General features: G+C 28.1%; 18 protein-coding genes. 1 reads left to right on the forward strand and 17 read right to left on the reverse strand.

All coding sequences use genetic code 11. From position 1 onward, the window contains the following. Window positions 1–5: 5 nt before the first annotated feature. The 13 genes from B3603_RS05900 to B3603_RS05960 form a co-directional block, all read right to left on the reverse strand. Entirely contained in the window at window positions 6–152 is a 147-nt protein-coding gene (locus B3603_RS05900; RefSeq protein ID WP_039630339.1) for a FeoB-associated Cys-rich membrane protein, read from the reverse strand. 20 nt (window positions 153–172) lie between these two features. Continuing rightward, complete coding sequence (gene feoB, locus B3603_RS05905) at window positions 173–2,329, reverse strand: ferrous iron transport protein B (protein WP_291561879.1); 2,157 nt, start codon at window positions 2,327–2,329, stop codon at window positions 173–175. Between the two features lie 35 nt (window positions 2,330–2,364). Beyond that, on the reverse strand, window positions 2,365–2,586 hold the full coding sequence (locus tag B3603_RS05910; protein WP_291561881.1) for a FeoA family protein: 222 nt from the start codon (window positions 2,584–2,586) through the stop codon (window positions 2,365–2,367). 15 nt (window positions 2,587–2,601) lie between these two features. Continuing rightward, complete coding sequence (locus tag B3603_RS05915; RefSeq protein ID WP_291561883.1) at window positions 2,602–2,811, reverse strand: FeoA family protein; 210 nt, start codon at window positions 2,809–2,811, stop codon at window positions 2,602–2,604. A gap of 628 nt (window positions 2,812–3,439) precedes the next feature. Further along, a complete protein-coding gene (locus B3603_RS05920) occupies window positions 3,440–4,579 on the reverse strand; it encodes an ABC transporter permease (protein WP_291561885.1) in 1,140 nt (379 codons plus the stop codon). A gap of 1 nt (window position 4,580) precedes the next feature. Beyond that, window positions 4,581–5,705: an ABC transporter permease gene (locus B3603_RS05925; RefSeq protein WP_291561887.1), complete on the reverse strand. Its 1,125-nt coding sequence runs from the start codon at window positions 5,703–5,705 to the stop codon at window positions 4,581–4,583. A 14-nt stretch (window positions 5,706–5,719) separates the two neighbouring features. Next, a complete protein-coding gene (locus B3603_RS05930; RefSeq protein WP_291561889.1) occupies window positions 5,720–6,655 on the reverse strand; it encodes an ABC transporter ATP-binding protein in 936 nt (311 codons plus the stop codon). A 233-nt stretch (window positions 6,656–6,888) separates the two neighbouring features. After that, a complete protein-coding gene (locus tag B3603_RS05935; protein WP_291561892.1) occupies window positions 6,889–7,518 on the reverse strand; it encodes a response regulator transcription factor in 630 nt (209 codons plus the stop codon). Window positions 7,519–7,527: 9 nt separating this feature from the next. Further along, window positions 7,528–8,631 (reverse strand): sensor histidine kinase, encoded by a 1,104-nt coding sequence (locus B3603_RS05940; protein ID WP_291561895.1) that lies wholly within the window; start codon window positions 8,629–8,631, stop codon window positions 7,528–7,530. 485 nt (window positions 8,632–9,116) lie between these two features. Then, on the reverse strand, window positions 9,117–9,722 hold the full coding sequence (gene rpsD, locus B3603_RS05945) for a 30S ribosomal protein S4 (RefSeq protein ID WP_291561897.1): 606 nt from the start codon (window positions 9,720–9,722) through the stop codon (window positions 9,117–9,119). 242 nt (window positions 9,723–9,964) lie between these two features. After that, complete coding sequence (gene argS / locus B3603_RS05950; RefSeq protein ID WP_291561899.1) at window positions 9,965–11,659, reverse strand: arginine--tRNA ligase; 1,695 nt, start codon at window positions 11,657–11,659, stop codon at window positions 9,965–9,967. Between the two features lie 450 nt (window positions 11,660–12,109). Further along, the gene (locus B3603_RS05955) at window positions 12,110–13,723 is read right to left on the reverse strand and encodes an ABC-F family ATP-binding cassette domain-containing protein (protein ID WP_291561901.1); all 1,614 of its coding nucleotides are present in this window, start codon (window positions 13,721–13,723) and stop codon (window positions 12,110–12,112) included. Window positions 13,724–13,894: 171 nt separating this feature from the next. Continuing rightward, complete coding sequence (locus B3603_RS05960) at window positions 13,895–15,172, reverse strand: DEAD/DEAH box helicase (protein ID WP_291561903.1); 1,278 nt, start codon at window positions 15,170–15,172, stop codon at window positions 13,895–13,897. A 369-nt stretch (window positions 15,173–15,541) separates the two neighbouring features. Here B3603_RS05960 and lexA point away from each other — a divergent pair, with 369 nt between their 5' ends. Further along, complete coding sequence (lexA, locus tag B3603_RS05965; protein ID WP_291561905.1) at window positions 15,542–16,150, forward strand: transcriptional repressor LexA; 609 nt, start codon at window positions 15,542–15,544, stop codon at window positions 16,148–16,150. Window positions 16,151–16,179: 29 nt separating this feature from the next. Here lexA and B3603_RS05970 read toward each other — a convergent pair whose 3' ends face one another. The 4 genes from B3603_RS05970 to mutL all read right to left on the reverse strand — a co-directional run bounded on the left by B3603_RS05970 (window position 16,180) and on the right by mutL (window position 20,879). Further along, window positions 16,180–17,463: an aminotransferase class I/II-fold pyridoxal phosphate-dependent enzyme gene (locus B3603_RS05970; protein WP_291561908.1), complete on the reverse strand. Its 1,284-nt coding sequence runs from the start codon at window positions 17,461–17,463 to the stop codon at window positions 16,180–16,182. A gap of 223 nt (window positions 17,464–17,686) precedes the next feature. Continuing rightward, window positions 17,687–17,935 (reverse strand): RNA chaperone Hfq, encoded by a 249-nt coding sequence (gene hfq, locus B3603_RS05975; RefSeq protein ID WP_291561910.1) that lies wholly within the window; start codon window positions 17,933–17,935, stop codon window positions 17,687–17,689. Between the two features lie 78 nt (window positions 17,936–18,013). Further along, window positions 18,014–18,958 (reverse strand): tRNA (adenosine(37)-N6)-dimethylallyltransferase MiaA, encoded by a 945-nt coding sequence (gene miaA, locus B3603_RS05980; protein ID WP_291561912.1) that lies wholly within the window; start codon window positions 18,956–18,958, stop codon window positions 18,014–18,016. 22 nt (window positions 18,959–18,980) lie between these two features. Beyond that, window positions 18,981–20,879, reverse strand: a complete 1,899-nt coding sequence (gene mutL, locus B3603_RS05985) for a DNA mismatch repair endonuclease MutL (protein WP_291561913.1) — start codon at window positions 20,877–20,879, stop codon at window positions 18,981–18,983. Window positions 20,880–20,896: the final 17 nt, after the last annotated feature.

Below are 20,896 nucleotides of genomic sequence, written 5' to 3' on the forward strand. Positions count from 1 at the left end.
ATTTTTTATTTTGACTTAGTAGGCTTACATGAGCTATGGCAGTCACAACAGTCTCCGCCACAGCAATTACCATTTTTTTTATCTTTATAAACTTTGTATCCAACAAGAACAAATGATCCTAATACTAATGTACCAATTATAAATGTAGACATATTTATTATCTCCTTACGCGCTATGCACTAATATCCTCTACCTTATCGCCTTTTATATTAGTTGAATTAGAAAAATCCTTATAAGGTCTAAATAGCATATACAAGAATCCTGCTAATAGTACTAAAGCAACTAAAGTTCCAACTCCGAATCCTTTTCCTGTAAACAGTGATCCTAATTGATAAACTGTAAGTGCCACTACATAAGCTAACCCTGTTTGATATCCTACAGCTGCCCAAGTCCATTTAGCATTACCCATTTCACGTTTAATTGCACCAATTGCTGCAAAACATGGAGCACATAATAAGTTAAATAGTAAGAATGAATATGCAGATAGTTGTGTAAATGAGCCTTGTAGAGTATTCCAAATTTCTACACCATCTTCTGCTACTTCTCCAGCTCCGTATAAAATACCAAATGTACCAACTACATTTTCTTTTGCAATTAATCCTGAAATAGTTGCCACTGCTGATCTCCAGTCTCCCCATCCTAATGGATTAAATATAGGGGCTATTACTTTACCAATTGAAGCTAATATTGAATCTGGAGTTTCTACCATTTCTAATGACCAATTGAATGTACTTAAGAACCATATTAATCCACAAGCAAGGAATATTATAGTACCTGCTTTTTTAACGAAGGATTTTGATCTATCCCACATATGAATAAGCACACCTTTTGCACTAGGCACATGATATTTTGGTAATTCCATAACAAATGGAGCAGGTTCACCTGCAAAAGCTTTTGTTTTCTTTAAAATTATTCCAGAACATATAATAGCTGCAATTCCAACAAAATATGCTGAAGGTGCTACCCAAGCTGACCCTGGGAATAATGACCCTGCAATTAAAGCTATTATTGGCAATTTCGCAGAACAAGGCATAAATGTAGTAGTAATAATAGTCATTTTCCTATCTGATTCATTCTCAATAGTTCTTGATGCCATAATTCCTGGAACACCACAACCTGTTCCTATAAGCATAGGAATAAACGACTTACCTGAAAGACCAAACTTACGGAATATTCTATCCATTATAAAAGCTATACGTGACATATAACCACAATCTTCTAAAATCGCAAGACATAAAAATAATACCATCATTTGTGGTAAGAATCCAAGTACAGCTCCTACACCAGCAATAATACCATCAAGTATTAGTGAATTTAACCAATCAGCAGTTCCTATAGATGTAAGGAAGCCTTCTACTGCAGGAGGTATAATATCACCAAACAACACATCATTTACCCAATCTGTAGCGCCAGTACCTATTGTTGAAATAGATAAGTAATAAACAAGGAACATAACAGCTGCAAATATAGGTAATCCTAAAACTCTATTAGTAACTATTTTATCTATTTTATCAGAAGTCGTTAACTTAGATTTGTTTTTCTTAACTGCACATTTACCAATTATTCCACTTATGTAATTATAACGTTCATTAGTTATAATACTTTCTCCATCATCATCTACTTTATCTTCAAAACTAGTTACAATTGCTCCAACTTTATCTTTTGAAGATTTTGAAATATTTCCTTGTTCAATTGCCTTTTCATCATTTTCAAATAATTTTATAGCAAACCAACGTAAATGTTTTTTCGAAACTTGATTTTGAATTTCATTCTCAATGTCAGACAACACTTTTTCCACATCCACTGAAAAAGTATGCTCAATTGCATTAACTTTATGTGATTTAGCTAATTCTATTGCTTTATTAATTAATTCTTTACATCCGTCACCTTTTAAAGCGGATGTTTCAACTACGGTACATCCCATAGATTTTCCCAACTTGTCCTTATTGATGGTATCTCCATTTTTTCTGACAATATCCATCATATTTAAAGCTATTATAACAGGAATTCCAAGTTCCATTACCTGAGTTGATAGATATAAATTTCTTTCAAGGTTTGTACTATCTACTATGTTTATAATAATTTCTGGTTTTTCTGTAATAAGATAGTTTCTTGTTATAACTTCTTCTAAAGTATATGGTGAAAGTGAATATATTCCAGGCAAATCTATTACTTTTACATCTTTATGTTGTTTTAATTTACCTTCTTTTTTTTCTACAGTTACTCCAGGCCAGTTACCTACATACTGTGAACTTCCAGTTAAATAATTGAACATTGTAGTTTTACCACAGTTAGGATTCCCTACAAGAGCAATTCTTATATTTTCCATTTTATTCCCCCCTAAAAGGATTATAATTTATTTTTTTACTCTACTTCTATCATTTCTGCATCTGCTTTACGAAGTGTTAACTCATAATTTCTAACATTTACTTCTATTGGATCTCCTAAAGGTGCCAATTTACGAACAAAAATTTCAACCCCTTTAGTTATTCCCATATCCATAATTCTTCTTTTTATAACTCCTTTTCCATGAAGTTTTACTACAGTTACTTTTTGTCCACACTCAACATCTTTTAACGTCATCATAGATAATTCCCCTCTCTAAATAATAATTCTATTAGCCATACTTTTACCAATAGCTATTCTTGAATCTTTTACGTTTATTATCATATTTCCTGATATCTCTGATATGACAGTAACGCTTTCTCCTTCTACAAAACCTAACTTTGCAAGAAATTGCCGCACATTGTCTCTACCTGTTATTTTCTTTATTTTATTTATTTCACCCTCTCTTGCCATAGCTAATGTCATAACACTCACCTCCTCTTAGGGCAGTTATTCAAAATCAATATTTTTGTTCTAAATATTTTATAAAATATCCTGTTTTTAAAGTTTGACCTATTAAGTTATTAGCTAGAGTATTATACTATCAGATTTTTCCTATGTTAGTTTAATCTAACCATTGTGCAAAATAGATAAGTTAACTCTGCTACTTTGTTAACTTTAATACAATCCTATTATATCATTATTGATAAAGATTTTCAATAAGTATTGAAAATCTTTATCAAAATAATAACTTTCTTTCATATATCTGGGTCCGTCTCATTAGCAGTTAAAAGCCGTTGATGCATGGATTTTTTATTCCTTTACGAAAATATATGGTGATGTAAAAAATGGCAAACTTTATCAATGCACAATTCATAATTCAGAAAGAAATTATTTTTATCAAAATAATTTCTTTAATATATTTCTAACTAGTAATACAAGTGCTAGTTATGTGGCGAACACTGTTCGCCGCTACAATTAATAAATTTTAAATTTTTCAGCGATTGCTGAAAAATATCTACAATTTTCCATTGTCAATCGTCAATTCTCAATTGTTGAATGTGAATTGTGAATTAGAAAAAGGAGTTCGATGAACTCCTTTTTTATTGATATATTATACAAATTCCCCCATAGATTTATTTATCTTCATTTTATAAGTTGCTATACTTAAAAATGCTAGAGTGAATAATATTAATATAGCTATATTGGGAATTAAGGCTTTAAAATGTAAATTACTCTGTATTTTTTCTATTCCATCTATAACATAGCTTTGAGGCATTAAAAAAGAGATTTTTTTAAATATTTCTCCCCTACTGCTTATAGGCCAAAAACATCCTCCTAACATACAACTAGGGACTACTATAAAGTTTGTAATTCCTCCTATTGACATTGAAGAATTTGCAAAAGATATAATTAGAACTCCAAGAGATACTACAACAGTACCAAAAGCCATCATTAATATAAAGAAATTTAAATAATTTGTGTTAAGTTTTATTATTTTTATTAAAATTAATATTACTATAAATAGCTGAAAGCCTATAATTAATAGATTGGTAAACATATTCCCAAGTATATACTGTCTTGAAGAAAAAGGCGCTACACATATTCTGTAATAGGTTTTTTCTCTCTTCTCCTTTATTATAAGCTTAGAAATATTTATAGATGTATACATTAAAAACATTATAAATATTCCCATAGAATTTGTCGTAAAAACTTTTTTAGCAGTAATATCTTCTGTAGTTTTTCCCTCTAATGACAATTTTCCATTAAATTTATACCCTTTATATATATCATAAAATTCTTTGTTATTTTTACTTATCTCACTTATTATCTTTAAATTTTCTATATACATATTTATATAATTTTTAATCCATACTGTTATATCTTGACCTTTTATAGTTAAAATTTCTATGTTTTTAGGTTCATTTTCTATAATACTATTTTCAAAGTCTTTTGGAATTATTATAGCATAAGAAATTTCACCTTTAGTAACTTTATCTTTTACTTCACTCTCCTCTATACTTAATAGACTGAATCTTTTAGTATTTTCTAAATAACTTATCATATCTTTAGATAAAGTCTCATTATCTTTATTTATAACTCCTATATTATATATTGGTATTTTACTTGAAAGCTGAATAAATAATAAAAACAATAAACTAAATATAGGAAGTAGTACATATGTGAATATAGAAGACTTCTTTTTAAATATGATTTTAAAATTATTTTTTACTATAAGGAAAGAATTTCTCATGTTAATCCTCCATTCTTTTAAATAGCATCATTGATATTAAAAATAATATTGCTGCAATACCAAAATTTAATGCTAGAGTACTATAAAATTTTGAGTAATCATTTGCATAAATTACGCTAAAGATACTATTATTTGTCCATCTAACTGGTGAAACATTAGCTAGTTTCATTAAGAATTCACTATTAAGGCTTTCTATAGACATATAGCTTCCACCTAAAAAACATAATAATACCAATAATATATTTAAAATTCCTTGACACTTTTCTCCTGGAATCATTAGAGACATTGCACATCCAATAGATATAGCTAATATCCCTAGTGATGCTATAATTAATATTACGCTTATAAAATCTTCTCCAAAATTTATATTAAATAAATATTTAAGCACAGATATTACTATAGTAAACTGAATACAATTCACTATAAATGCTCCTATTGTCATTGCAATAAACAAATTAAGTCTATTTATTGGAGCAATTATAAGTCTATCTAAAGTTTTACGATATCGTTCAGTATTAATTATAGACATTCCACCCATGGCACAATACATTACCATCATCAATAGCATCATTATTCCATAGTAATCTTTCGCAGAAGGACCTTTTAATTTATCTAAAGATTTTACTTCTACATAGTTATGGCTTTCAGCCTTACTTACCTCACTTACTTTTACCAAATTTTCATTAGTAACTTTATTTATCTCTATAAGAATATTAAATCTTTCTACAAAAGAATTTAGAACCAATTCCATTAATGATCCTTCAATATTATAATTTTCATTCTTATATATAATTATTTTATCTTCATTAACTTTAAGGTGAATATAAGCAGAGAATTTATTATTTTTAATTTGTTCTATGCCTTCTTCAAAACTATAAATTTCCTTTTTATCTATATTATTTAATTCTTTTATCATAGTTTCAAAGGCTTTAGATGTTTTTCCTTGTCCTTCTATATAATATATTACAGGTTTCGAGTTAAAAACTATTTCATTTTCTAAATCACCACCAGTAGCACTCCCTAAAATTGCCGTTAAAAATATGGGAAATAAAATCATTGATATCATATTTGTTTTATCTCTTAAATGCTGTTTCATTTCCTTAACTATAATACTAATAGTTCTCACTAATACCACTCCTCTTAATCTCTAAGCTTCCTACCAGTTAAGTTTAAAAACACATCTTCTAAATTGGGTAATACTGTATTTATTCCCCTTATAGAAATATTATTATCTACAAAAACTCTCACTATCTTATCCATGTTTATCATATCTTTATTAATCTCAAAAACAACAATGTTCTCTTTAATATCAATATCATTAATACCATTAATATTTTTAAGCTTGTTAATATCTATACTATCTACATTAGCAACCTGAACTTTTATATAATTGTAATCAGTAATCAGTGCCTTTAACTCTTCCTTAGTTCCTTGAGCTATTAATTTTCCATGATCCATTATGCCAACCTTACTACATATTTCCTCTACCTCTTCCATATAATGCGAAGTATATATTATGGTACTGCCCATTTTATTAAGTTTTTTTACAGAGTTTAATATGTGCTTTCTTGACTGAGGATCAATTCCTACTGTCGGTTCATCCATTATTATAATTCTAGGTTTATGCACTATAGAGCAAGCTATATTTAGTCGTCTACTCATTCCCCCTGAAAAGTTTCTACAGGGTTCTTTAATTCTATCTATAAGTCCTACAAATTCTAATGCTTCTAATGATTTTTTTTCTAGTTCTTTACCTTTTAATCCATATAAACTACCAAAAAACTTTACATTTTCTAATGCTGTAAGTTCCCAATATACCGCTATACTTTGAGGTACAAGTCCTATATTTTCCTTGATAAAATTTACATTTTTCTTTATATCTTTTTCTAATATCTTTATTTCGCCCATATCACTACTTATAAGTCCACAAATCATATTTATTGTGGTACTTTTTCCTGCACCATTTGGTCCTAATAGTCCGTAAATTTCCCCATCTTCTATTGAAAAATTTATATTGTCAACAGCAGTCAAATCCTTAAATTTTTTAATTAAATTATTTACTTCTAAAACCTTCATATCAANNTTGACTATTGACTATTGACAATGGACAATTATGGATATTTCTCAGCTACCACTGAGAAATTTAAAGTTTATTAATTGTAGCAGCAGACAGTGTTCGCTACATAACTGGCAATTGTATATTGCTAGTCAAAAAATTCGTTTAAAGAAATTATTTTACCTAAAAATAATTTCTACCTTAATTTTCAATTCTCCATAGTCAATTCTCCATTGTATAAATTGTGCATTGCTTAAAGTAATCCTTTTAAATAATATATAGCAATTTGAGTTCTATGATTGAGGCAAGTTTTATCTAATATGGAGGAAATATAATTTTTAACCGTTCCCTCAGATATATACAAATTTAATGCTATTTCTTTATTGGATAAGCCTTCGGAGATCAATTTTATAATTTCTCGTTCTCTTCCAGTAAATTTATTATTTTCAGTAAAATTAGCTTGATTTTCTTTATCATGGCTTATTATTTTATTTATAATAGTATCTTGAAGTACTATATTTCCATTAATAACTGTATATATAGCATTTTTAATTTTCTCTGGAGAATTGTTTTTAAGCAAATATCCCATAGCCCCATATTTTAGTGCATCTTTTATATATTCATCTTCATCAAAAGTAGTTAATATCAAAGTCTTTGTGCTACATTTTGATACAATCTCTTTTAAAGCCTCTACACCATTCATAACAGGCATTCTAACATCTAACAGCGCAACGTCTATATCACCCTTTAAACAAGCTTTAACAGCCTCTAAACCGTTACTAGCAGTGGCTACAACTGTAAATTTCTCATCCATATTTAAAATAATCTTTAAACTTTCTCTAATGAGTTCATCATCATCTGCTATTAAAATTTTAACACTCATAATATCCCCCTAAATATCAATAGGAAGTAGTGATATTACAGAAAAACCATCACTTCCATCAACTATAAGCTTTCCACCTATACTTTCACATCTTTCCTCCATTCCCCTTATTCCCATACCCTTATTTATTTTCTTTACTCCTATTCCATTATCCTTTATTTCTAATTTTATAAGTTTATTATTAATTACAGATATGTTTATTGTTATTTTATTAGCTCTGGAATGTTTTAAACTGTTGGTTATGGATTCTGTAATATTATCATATATAATTTTCCAATGAATAAAAGAAGCCTTATCTATATAGTTATCATGAAACAAAATAACTTCAACATCGCTACTTCTTCTTATTTCTTCTATCAATAACATTATTTTGCTAATACCTATTTGCTCTTTTTCTGGTTTAATTTCTTTCAATGTATTTCTTATATTATCCATTCCATCTCTTAACTTATCAATGGTATTACCAATAAGAGCTTTAGCCTTTTTTATATCCTTATCTAAAAGTAAATTTGCTGCTTCTAATTGAAATACAGTACCAGAGAGAGTATGTCCTAATTCGTCATGAATTTTCTGGGATATATTATTTCTCTCTTCTAATGTAAAAGTATATTTTAACTGGGATTCAAACTCCTCTTGTCTATATATTTTATTTTTCAAAGTTTCATTTTTATTCTTTAAAGTAATTATGTCTTTTACTAACTGTTCTATAGAATTAGTAAAATGATTTAATACGTAATATATAAGATACATAATCAAAGTTATAAAGGTATATATCTGGATTAAATCATTAGGTAATACTAGTAAAATAATTAAAGCAATAAATACTTTTATATGTGGATAACTATTTATTTTAATATTTGTATATAAATTTAATGGTAAAAAAATAACTGTCTTATTATCTACATAAAAATACCCAAAATAAATTAACATAAACTTAATTAAAGTTAATATAAGATAAATGCTTTTCTTATGAAATATACTTTGTCCCATTGTAATAATAATATAGACTAATATAAAACCTACAGATAATATGCCAAAGTTAAAATTATTTATAATTTCTAAAATATAATATACTATTAATATAAACTCACTTATAAGCAAATAAATATCCATATTAAAATTCAAGCCCCTTTTATATATTTTATTTAAGACATCTTAAATTTACCTAATAATACTTTATTTTACATAACTAATATAACTATTATAAAAAATTTATATTATTAACACAATAAAATACAATAATATTTTATTTGATAATGATTTTCACTTGCATTTAGTTTTTTCATATGTTATTATTAAAAAGAAGAGCAAATAATATAAAATCATATATAAAATGGGTGTTCAAAGTTTATATTATAAGATTTTTTAAAATTTGCATTGTCCATTAATTACATCCAAATCTTCTAAATATACACATAAAAGGAAGCATAAAGCTCTGCTTCCTTTTATGTTTTTTGCAGTTCTTAACTTTTCAACTTTTATTAAAATTTTATATATTAAAGTGATTTATACAAAAATTAAGGTTGTTATACTTTTAGTATAACAACCTTAAAGCCTTTATAGATTTATTAATCTAAATCTATATTTTTTTCAATAGATTACTTAGAATAATATTCTATAACTAATTGTTCAGTTATTTGTATTGGAACTTCACTTCTATCAGGTATTTTTAAAAGTTTTCCAGAAAAACCTTCCATGTCTTTCTCTAAGTATGGTAAATGTCCTATTAAGGTAGATTCAAAATTTTCCTTAAACATTTCATTTTTTCTTGATGCTTCTTTTAAAGTAACTATATCTCCTACTTCAATTCTATAAGAAGGTATATCTACCTTTTCTCCATTTACCAAAAAGTGACCATGATTAACCATTTGTCTAGCTTGGCGAATAGAGTTTGCAAATCCTAATCTATAAACTATATTATCTAGTCTACATTCTAGCATTTTTATAAGTGCTTCCCCTGGAATTTCTTTATTTCTCTTAGCATCTTTAATAGCTTTTTTAGCATATCTACTAAATTGCTTTTCAAGTACTCCATAGTAAGCTCTTAATCTTTGCTTCTCTAAAAGTTGAACACCATAATCTGATAATTTTTTATCAGCTCTAGAAGTTCCTCTCACTGCCCTTTCCATTGCTTTAGGATGACCTGCAACATTTAGTCCTAATCTCCTACATAATTTAAAGCGTGGTCCCATCATTTTTGCCATATAAATTTACCTCCAATTTTTTGGTTTGCCGCGGTATAATTTAAATGCCAAATATATTATACAATAATAAATACCAATTGAAAATAGTTTTCAATAAAAAATATATTTTTTTATATAACTTTTTTTATATAACACTAACAATTGTATTGCTAGTAAAAAATTCATTAAAGAAATTGGTTTTAATTAAACTAATTTCCACCATAATTGNNATTGTCAATTGTCCATTTTCAACTCTCCATTGATTACATTTTATCTACTACTTCTAATCCTATTAAACCTAATCCATTTTCTAGAACTTGAAGTGTAGATTTAACTAAATTGATTCTAGCATTCTTTGTACCTTCATCTTCTGAATTTGCGATATTATGAGCATTGTAAAATTTATTAAACGCCTTAGCTACTTCTATACAATATCTTGTAACTACAGAAGGCTGCAGTTTTTCTAGGGCATTATTTATTGCATTTTCAAAGTTTCCAAGCTCTTTAGCTAATTCAAATTCTTCTTTAGAATTTAGCTTACCATAATCCACTTCCCCAGTTACTTCTTCTCCTACTTTTCTTAATATACTCTTACCTCTTGCATAAGTATATTGAACATACGGTCCTGTTTCACCTTCAAAGCTTAGCATTTCATCCCAGTTGAATACTATATCTCTTTCCCTTGAATTTTTTAGATAAGTAAATACTATTGCACCAATACCAACTTTTTTAGCTACTTCATCTTTATTTTCAAGATCTGGATTTTTTTCATTTATTATCTCTAAGGTTTTAGCCACTGCTTCATTTAATAAATCTTCAAGGAATACTACATCTCCCTTTCTTGTTGAAAGCTTTTTATCAGCAAAACGTACTAATCCAAATTCAACATGAATACAATCATCTGCCCAATCATGGCCCATAAGCTTAATTGTAGTAAATACTTGTTTAAAGTGAAGTGCTTGATCCTTAGCAACTACATATATATTTTTATAAAAATCATAAGTCTTCTTTCTATAAAAAGCTGCTGCTAAATCACGAGTTGCATAAATTGTTGCTCCATCGGCCTTTTTAACTATGCATGGTGGCATATTATATTCATCAAGCATTACTACTTTGGCACCATTACTATCAGTAAGTAATCCTTTTTCATTTATTTCCTCTATAACAGCATCCATTTTATCTGTATAGAAACTTTCTCCATCAAAAGAATCAAAATTAACATTTAGGATTTTAAATAATTTATCAAACTCTTTTAAGCTTAATTCTTTAAATCTAGTCCAAAGTTTAACTTCTTCTTCATTTCCTTCTTCTAATAGTCTGAAGTGTTTTCTGCCCTCATCTTCAAGTGCTGGATTCTTTTCTGCCTCATCATGGAATTTAACATAAACTCTTAACATTTCTTTTATTGGGTCACTTTCAAGAGCTTTTTCATCACCCCAGTTATTATAGGCATATATTAATTTTCCAAACTGTGTTCCCCAGTCTCCAAGGTGATTAATTCCTATTGCATTATATCCATGAAAGTTAAATAATTTGTATAGAGAATTTCCCAGCATTGTTGTAAATAAATGTCCAACGTGGAATGGCTTTGCAATATTAGCAGAGCAATATTCAACTATTACATTTTTACCTTCTCCATTATCATTTGAACCATAATCTTGTTTTTCATTTAATATTTTTTCAATAATATTTTTAACAAAGCTTTCTTTATTAACGAAGAAGTTTAAATATGGTCCAAAAGCTTCTACCTTTTCAAAGTTTTCATCTACTATTTTTTCTTTTAGTTCAGTTGATATCATATTAGGAGCTTTTCTCATAGTCTTTGCTAAACTAAAACAAGGAAAGGCAAAATCCCCCATTTCTGGCTTTGGTGGTATTTCTATTAATTTTTCTATATTTTCCTCATCAATTTCTATATGCTTACACAATAATTTAGCTATATAATTTTTATAATCCATTATTAGACCTCCTATAACATATTAAGTTATTATTTTCTATTAAAAATAAAATTATAACTTAATAAATCAATATTTCATTTATTTTTTTTACATAAAAAACCCGTCTCTAAAATAAGAGACGGGTGTAATATCCGCGGTACCACTCTAGTTGACAAAAGTCCACTCAATATTTTAACGCTTTTAGCGACAAACCCTATGCAAATAATTAATAAATTTTATAATTAAAACTTATTTATTCTTTCAGGTAGCTTCTCCAAGGTTCTCTTCCTATCTGATTATTAGATGCCTCTATGTTACCATTTTAGCTTCTTATCTTCTTACAGAGCTTCCACCATGCCTCTGCTCGCTTTAAAGTTTATAAGAAAGTACTGTCCTCTTCACAGAATTTTAATATTAAATTATGTTATATATTATATCCAATTTTTAAATTTTGTCAACAAAATAACTAGTTTATTTATACATTTCTGCAACTTTCCCTTGAACTTCCTCATTTTCTAAATACTCATCATAAGTCATTGCTCTATCCATGATTCCTTTAGGAGTTATTTCAATTACTCTATTCGCAACTGTTTGTATAAATTGATGGTCATGAGATGTAAATAATATAGTTCCACTAAAATTTATTAGACCATTATTAACTGCTGTAATAGATTCAAGGTCTAAATGGTTAGTAGGTTCATCTAAAATTAATACATTAGCAGAGCTTAACATCATTTTAGATAACATGCAACGAACTTTTTCCCCTCCAGATAGAACAGAAGCTTCTTTTAGTGCTTCTTCTCCTGAAAATAACATTCTTCCTAAAAAACCTCTTATAAAACTTTCAGATTTTTCTTCCGAAAATTGTCTTAGCCAATCTACTAAATTCAAATTACACTCATTAAAATATTCAGAGTTGTCCTGTGGAAAATAAGCTTGAGATGTAGTAACACCCCACTTAAATTCTCCATTATCTGCTTCCATTTCCCCCATAAGTATTTTAAATAGTGTAGTTTTTGCTATACCATCTCCTAGAAATGTTATCTTATCACCTTTATTAACCATAAAACTAACATTATCTAAAATTTTAACGCCATCTATAGTTTTACTTAAATTTTTAACTTCTAATAAATCATTTCCTGCTTCTCTTTCTGGCTTAAATCCAACAAAAGGATATCTTCTTGAAGATGGACTAATATCTTCTAGAGTAAGTTTATCTAATTGTTTCTTTCTACTTGTAGCTTGCTTAGCCTTTGAAGCGTTAGAACTAAATCTAGCAATGAAAGCTTGAAGCTCTTTAATTTTTTCTTCTTTCTTTTTATTTTGATCTTTGGACATTTGAAGAGCTAATTGGCTTGATTCATACCAAAAGTCATAGTTTCCTACATAAAGCTGAATTTTTGCAAAATCTATATCAGCCATGTGAGTACAAACTTTATTTAAAAAGTGTCTATCGTGAGAAACGACTATAACTGTTCCTTCAAAATCAAGAAGAAAATTTTCAAGCCATTTAATAGATTTTACATCTAAATGGTTAGTAGGTTCGTCCATTAATAGTATATCTGGCTTTCCAAAAAGAGTTTGTGCTAATAGCACTTTAACTTTCTCTGATCCATTTAAGTCTTTCATTAATTTATAATGTAATTCTTCATTTATTCCTAATCCATTTAATAGTGTAGCTGCTTCACTTTCTGCTTCCCAACCATTAAGTTCTGCAAATTCGCATTCAAGTTCTGAAGCTCTTATACCATCTTCATCAGAAAAATCTTCTTTAGCATATAATGCATCTTTTTCTTCCATAATTTTAATTAATCTTTGATGACCCATAATAACAGTTTTTAAAACTTCTACTTCATCGTAAGCAAAGTGGTCCTGCTTTAATACTGCTAGTCTTTGTCCTGGAGTTATTGAAACTTCTCCTGTATTAGCTTCTAGCTCTCCAGATAATATTTTCAAAAATGTAGATTTACCTGCACCATTAGCACCTATAACTCCATAACAATTTCCTTCAGTAAATTTTATATTAACATCTTCAAACAGCTTACGTGCACCGTATCTTAAGCTAACATTAGTTGCTTGTATCATATGTTATTACCTCCAATTTATTATTCTTTTTATTACATTGATAACTATAAATTTATTTAAAATAATTATTTTTTTACTTTCACTTATTTATGTATAGATAATCTTTATAAAACGCAAGTCCTATTATATCATATAATAGGACTTTAAACTAATAAATTTCAGTATATATTATTATTTAAATTTTTTCTCAGAAGTTTTCTTATTTTTTGCTTCTTTATATGTTTTTTCTTTACTATTTTTATTATTATTCTTAAATTTAGTTTTTGGTTTAGACGTTATACCTTTATCTTTCTTTATAAACTGTTTTTCTTTAGGATTAATAATTTTACCATAATATATGTCTTTTAAATCAATATTAATTTTAAATTTATTTTTATATTGAGAAATAATAATTTCTTCTCTTTCTGTTACTATTGATATGGCTACGCCTCTTTCATTACCCCTTCCACATCTTCCTACCCTATGTATATAATCCATTGAGTTTTCTGGTAGATCTAGATTTATAACATGGGTGACACCTTTAATATCAAGACCTCGAGAGGCCAAATCAGAAGAAACTAATATATTAGATTTACCATTAATAAAAGCATCCATAGCTTTTTTTCTATCACTTTTAAAAGATGTACCATGAATTGATTCAGCTTTTAGTTTATGATATCTAAGCTTCTCTGCCATTATTTCAATCTCATCACTTTTATTAATAAATACTATTGCTTTTCTAGGATTTAAAGCTGCTACTAATTTTCTTACCATAAGAATTTTATCTCTTCTATCGCAAACAAAATATATATGATCAATATTTTTATTTGTTACATTTTCTACTTCACTTTTTATAATAATAGGTTCCTTCATCATTTCCTTTGAAAAATTAATAACTTCTTCTGTTAAAGTTGCTGAAAAACATAAGACTTGCCTTTCTCTTAGAGTAGTCTTTATTACAGCTTTTGTATTTTCTATGTTGTTTATATCTAATAGCTTATCGCATTCATCTATAATTATAGTTTTTATTGTGTGACCAGAAATCTTCTTCATTTTTATTAATTCCAATATTCTTCCAGTAGAACCAACAATTATATGGGGTTTTTCTTTTAACTTTTCTACTTGACGCTTAATATTTACATTTCCAATTATAACTGAAGAGGTTATATTGTAATTACTATTTTTAGACAAAGTATCTACTACTTTTTGTACTTGTACTGCTAACTCGTGGGTAGGAGTTAATATTATAGCTTGATTTTCTCTTTTTGAAGCATCAATTTTTTGAAAAAGAGGTAACAGATAAGCTAAAGTTTTTCCACTACCAGTTTCTGATTGTGCAACTACATCTTTATTGTCAGATATATATGGTATAGATTTCTGTTGTATTTTTGTTGGTATCCTTATTTCTTGTACACCTAAACCCTTAATTATATTTTCACTTATATTTAAATCACTGAAACTATTTATCATCTTTCTCTCTCCTTAAGCTTTCCTATAAGGCATCTGAAAGAAAATAATAGATCAAAGATGTTAGTATATTTTTTATCAGACAAGGCGTTAGGCTCTGCTCATAGTGGCGCTATGGGCTGGTTCTGACGACGTAGTATGATGGAAAATAGGCTAATATACTGGTCTATTATTTTTTTGAAGATGCCTAACTTTGTAAACTACATAAGTATACAGGAAAAAATATTAAATTGAAATAATTTTAACTTTATTATTAGTATTATTTAAATTTACTTATTATAAACATATTGAAATTTCATATGTCTTATAGAACATAAGTTTGATATTTAAAATTTCTTATGATATAATTTCTCTAAGAAATGAGGTGGTTCTATGGCTGATATTAAGAATAATAAACAAATTGAAATATATGAATTTTTAAAAGAACAAATATCCACAAAAGGTTATCCGCCTTCTGTTAGAGAAATATGTGAAGCAGTAAATTTAAAATCAACCTCTACGGTTCATGGTCATCTATCTCGTCTTGAAAAAAAAGGACTTATAAGACGTGATCCTACTAAACCTAGAGCAATAGAGCTTTTGTTAGACTCTCCAATAAAAAAAGAGTTAATAGATATTCCTATAGTAGGTAAAATAACTGCTGGCGAGCCTATACTTGCTCATGAAAGTATTGAAGATACATTTTCTATGCCAATAAATTTTATAAAAAATAGAAATGATCTTTTTATATTAAAAGTTTCTGGAGAAAGTATGATTGAGGCTGGAATATTTGATGGTGATTTGGCGATTATAGAAAAAACTTCTGTAGCTAATAATGGTGATATTGTAGTAGCTCTTATCGAAAATGAGGCTACAATTAAAACTTTTTATAAGGAAGATGGCTATATAAGACTTCAACCCGAAAATGCTTCGATGAATCCAATTTTAGTAAAAAATTGTACTATTCTCGGAAAGCTTGCAGGGCTATATAGAAAGTATTAATAAAAGCGTGACAAAATGTCACGCTTTTATTATGCAAATATTTTCCCTAATGCAATTAATATTCCTGTTTTAGCGTGGTCAAAAGTCAATCCACCTTGAAGATATGCTATAAATGGATCTCTAATTGGAGCATCAGCAGATAACTCTATTGAAGAACCTTGAATAAAGGCACCTGCCGCCATTATAACTTGATCACTATATCCTGGCATATCCCACGGCTCACATTCTACAAAAGAATCTATTGGTGATCCTGCTTGAATTCCTTTGCAGAATTTTATTAATTTCTCTTTATCATTAAACTTAATTGCTTGAATTATATCGCTTCTTTCATCATTATACTTTGGCAGAACCTCAAAACCTGCTAATTCCATAATTCTAGCACAAAATATTGCTCCTTTAACTGCTTCAATAGCAATATGAGGTGCTAAGAATAATCCTTGGAACAGTGTTCTCATTACTCCAAAGGTAGAACCGCATTCTCCACCTATTCCTGGTATAGTTAACCTATATGCTGCTTGATTTACGTACTCTTCTTTTCCAGCTATATATCCTCCAGTTGGAGCTATACCTCCACCAATATTTTTAATAAGCGAACCTGCTACCAAGTCTGCTCCTACATCTGTAGGCTCGATAATCTGTATAAATTCACCATAACAATTATCTACGAAACATATTATATCTTTATTTATTTCCTTAACTGCTTTAATTATCGGTCTTATATCTTCTACTAATAAGGAATTTCTCCAGCCATAACCTGTTGATCTTTGAATATGTACTAATTTTACAGTATTATCTTCTCTTAATATAGATTTCATAGCTTCTATATTAACTTTTTTATTTTCTCCCAAATCTATCTGTTTATAATTTACACCATACTCTTTTAATGAACCTATATTTTCCTCTTCACTAATTCCAATTATGCTATGAAGAGTATCATAAGGTGCTCCACAAACACTAACCATTGTATCACCAGGCCTCAAATTTCCAAATAAAGCTGCACCAATAGCATGAGTGCCATTAACAAAGTGAGGTCTAACTAAAGCAACTTCAGTATTAAATACTTTAGCATAAACTTTATCTAATGCATCTCTTCCTATATCTCCATATCCATACCCAGAAGAATTAGTAAAATGCATATCACTTATTCTTTCCTCTTGAAGTGCATTTAAAACCTTAAGCTGATTATATTCTCTTATTTCATCTAATTTTTCAAATTGTGGTTTTACATCTTCTAATGCATTTTCATAAAGCTCTAAAAGCGTAGAATTTATATTATATTTTTTCATTAGAAACTCTTTAGTTATATCTATCATAATTCATATCTCCTTATACAAAAACTACCTTCATAATACTAACATAGTAAATAATAATAATCAAATCTCAATAATTTACTTGAATAAGAGTTTTATGAGCTAAGTCATATTAAAAAATAGTCAGTATAGCGTAAAATATACATAACTTTTGACTAGTTATTTTCTTTAGTATGCCTAAAATAAAATATACCTAGATTTTTTAATCTAAGTATATTTTATGTATTTAATCTTCATTAGAATTTTCATTTGAACTATTGAATAAAATTGGTCTTAGAGGAGTAATTGTTGATATAGCATGTTTATAAATTAACATTTGTTTTCCATCAGAATATAAAATAACTGTAAAGCTATCAAAACCAGTAACATTACCCTTTATTTGAAATCCATTTGTTAAATGTATTGTAACTGGCACTTTGTTTTTTCTAGCACCATTCAAAAATATATCTTGTAAATTATTTGTAGATTTACTCATTAAAAACACCTCCGTAAATATAATTAACTTATTCTATGAATAATTATAAAATCCTTTTATTTGGGAAATTATTTAGTTTTAATTATTCATTAATATTTTTCTTTTAAAATCTTCTTCGATAAACTTAGCAACTTCATCATCATTATTGAACCTATCTTTGTCTACCCAAACTACTCTAGGATCTTTTCTAAACCATGTAAGCTGCCTCTTAGCATAATTTCTACTAAATTGTTTAATCATATCAATAGATTTTTCTAAAGATATCTCGCCTTTTAAGTGATATAGTAGTTCTTTATACCCTATTCCTTTCATAGATTGCATATCTTCAGTATACCCTTTGTTTTTTAATGCAATTACTTCTTCTAAGAGTCCTTTTTCCATCATAATATCTACTCTTTTATTAATTCGTTCATAAAGCTTTTCTCTATTCATGGTTAGTACATAGTAATATACATTATAAGGTATATCATAAATATTTTGTTCAGCTAAGTACTCACTCATAGTCTTACCTGTAGTCTTATATACTTCTAATGCTCTAATCACTCGCTTTAAATCATTGGGATAAAGCTTCTGAAAACTGTCTTCATCTATTTCTTTAAGCATATTATGAACATAATCCTTGCCATTTTGCTCTGCTAGACTGCTTAAATACTCTCTATGCTTTTCATCCTTACTGGTATCACCAAAACTATAATTGTAGATAAGGGAGTTAATATAAAGCCCTGTACCTCCTACCACCATAGGTAGCTTATTTTTATCATAAATTTTGTGGATAGCATCTTCAGCGTATTCTTTAAATTGAGCCACACTAAATTCTTCACTTGGATTAATAATATCCACTAAATAATGTTCTATTCCCTTCATTTCCTCTCTAGTTATCTTAGCAGATCCAATATCCATTTCTTTATATATTTGCATTGAATCACAAGAAATTATCTCACCATTTAGTTTTTTTGCCAGCTTAATGGATATTTCAGTTTTTCCCACTGCAGTTGGTCCTGCAAGAATAAACAAATCCTTCATAAAATCTCACCTAAACTCTATTCTATTGTATTCTTTTAAATCTTTTTTCTAGTTCATTTAATGTTATTTTGATCATAGTAGGTCTCCCATGAGGACAAGTAAATGGTTCCTCAATATAACGCAAATCTTCCATTAACTTCTCCATCTCCATTATTGATAACTTATCATTAGCTTTTACTGCTGCTCTACAGGCAAGAGAAGCTATTTTATTATACTTAACTTCTGTAGTTTCTCCACTACCTAGTTTTTTTAAATTATCTAATATTTCGTAAAATAGAGATTTTACATCAGGCTTACCTAAAAACATAGGTACTTCTCTTATACTTATAGTATTATCGCCAAAATCTTCAATTTTGAACCCAGCATTTTCAAAAGCCTCTACATTTTCGCTATAATAAGGGAAATCTTCATAAGTTAGTTCAATAACTGTTGGAGTTAATAAAATTTGAGAAACTACTTCTAAATTTTTTATTGATCTCCTGTATTTTTCAAAAAGATACTTTTCATGAGCAGCATGTTGATCAATTAATATTAGTTCATTATTACTCTCACCTATTATATAAGTATTATTAAACTGTCCAATAATATCTATATGTCCAAACTTAGGTTGTAAGTTTAAGTCTTCTATAGAGCTTTTTTCTATATTATTTTCTTTTAAAGTTTTAGTACTTACAGCTTCATTTTCAAATTTTTCTTCAGCTTTTTTTACTACTTCTTCTTTTCTTTCAAAACTATTTGTTAAATCTACATTTTTTAATGGTTTTAGATCTATAGGTATAGATTGAAATTCAATATCCTTACTGGATATTTTTCTTTCAAAAATGTTATCATTAAAGGCCTCTTGCTCATATTTAGGCTGTATATAGTTATTATCTATAATTTCCTTTTCTTTTACAACTAAAACATCCTCTTCAATACTAAAAGAATGCTGCATATATTCCCTTAATGCACTATGAACTCCATCAAATACTAACTTGAATATAGATCTATCATCAAAGAACTTAATCTCCGCTTTAGTAGGATGGACATTAGGATCAATGAATTCAGGAAAAATATCTAAAAATAATACGAAGAAAGGAAATTTATTTATTGTTAAGAAAGATTTAAAGGCATTCTCTATTGCTGCAGTTATTGTACTATTTTTTATAAGTCTCTTATTTACAAATATAGATTGCCTGTTTCTACTACCTCTGCTTATCTCAGCATTTCCAATAAAACCATGAACAGAAACTATATCATTATATTTTTCAAAAGGAATTATATTTTCCTTTACTTCCTTGCCATATAACACTCTAATAGTCTCTACTATATCTTCTGTGCCATAAGTATTTATAGTTACTTTCCCTTTATTAATTAGTTTAAAGGATATGTCATGATTTCCTAAGGCTAATCTCAGCACTAAATCAGAAATTAATGAAGCTTCTCTTTGAGCTGATTTTAAAAACTTTTGACGGGCAGGCACATTGAAGAATAAATCTTTTACCTCTATAGTAGTTCCATCATTACAAGCTGTATCCATAATATGAACTACTTTGCCTCCCTCAACATATATTTCCTTTCCAAAAGATTCCTCTTTAGTTTTACTTTTTAATGTAACTTTTGATATAGCTGCTATACTAGAAAGAGCCTCCCCCCTAAAGCCAAAACTATTAATATTATATATATCTTCTATACCTCTAATTTTACTTGTGGCATGTGGCATAAAGGCTTTTTCTATATCTTCATGATGAATACCATCTCCATCATCACTGATTTTAATCAATTTGTTTCCACTATCTTCTATTTCAATAATAATATTTTTTGAATTAGCATCAACACTATTTTCAACAAGTTCCTTTACAACAGAACTTGCTCTTTCTACAACCTCACCTGCCGCAATTTTATTTGAAGTTTCAAAATCTAAAATATTAATTCTTTTCAAAAAATCACCTCCTATAA

The organism is Clostridium sp. UBA2485 (genome assembly GCF_002341865.1).
Taxonomy (GTDB): domain Bacteria; phylum Bacillota; class Clostridia; order Clostridiales; family Clostridiaceae; genus Clostridium_J.

Coding starts and splice junctions, on each gene's coding strand:
- B3603_RS05900 (WP_039630339.1), bottom strand. CDS start 152: ATGTCTACATTTATAATTGGTACATTAGTATTAGGATCATTTGTTCTT.
- feoB (WP_291561879.1), bottom strand. CDS start 2,329: ATGGAAAATATAAGAATTGCTCTTGTAGGGAATCCTAACTGTGGTAAA.
- B3603_RS05910 (WP_291561881.1), bottom strand. CDS start 2,586: ATGATGACGTTAAAAGATGTTGAGTGTGGACAAAAAGTAACTGTAGTA.
- B3603_RS05915 (WP_291561883.1), bottom strand. CDS start 2,811: ATGACATTAGCTATGGCAAGAGAGGGTGAAATAAATAAAATAAAGAAA.
- B3603_RS05920 (WP_291561885.1), bottom strand. CDS start 4,579: ATGAGAAATTCTTTCCTTATAGTAAAAAATAATTTTAAAATCATATTT.
- B3603_RS05930 (WP_291561889.1), bottom strand. CDS start 6,655: ATGAAGGTTTTAGAAGTAAATAATTTAATTAAAAAATTTAAGGATTTG.
- B3603_RS05935 (WP_291561892.1), bottom strand. CDS start 7,518: ATGAGTGTTAAAATTTTAATAGCAGATGATGATGAACTCATTAGAGAA.
- B3603_RS05940 (WP_291561895.1), bottom strand. CDS start 8,631: ATGGATATTTATTTGCTTATAAGTGAGTTTATATTAATAGTATATTAT.
- rpsD (WP_291561897.1), bottom strand. CDS start 9,722: ATGGCAAAAATGATGGGACCACGCTTTAAATTATGTAGGAGATTAGGA.
- argS (WP_291561899.1), bottom strand. CDS start 11,659: ATGGATTATAAAAATTATATAGCTAAATTATTGTGTAAGCATATAGAA.
- B3603_RS05955 (WP_291561901.1), bottom strand. CDS start 13,723: ATGATACAAGCAACTAATGTTAGCTTAAGATACGGTGCACGTAAGCTG.
- B3603_RS05960 (WP_291561903.1), bottom strand. CDS start 15,172: ATGATAAATAGTTTCAGTGATTTAAATATAAGTGAAAATATAATTAAG.
- lexA (WP_291561905.1), top strand. CDS start 15,542: ATGGCTGATATTAAGAATAATAAACAAATTGAAATATATGAATTTTTA.
- B3603_RS05970 (WP_291561908.1), bottom strand. CDS start 17,463: ATGATAGATATAACTAAAGAGTTTCTAATGAAAAAATATAATATAAAT.
- hfq (WP_291561910.1), bottom strand. CDS start 17,935: ATGAGTAAATCTACAAATAATTTACAAGATATATTTTTGAATGGTGCT.
- miaA (WP_291561912.1), bottom strand. CDS start 18,958: ATGAAGGATTTGTTTATTCTTGCAGGACCAACTGCAGTGGGAAAAACT.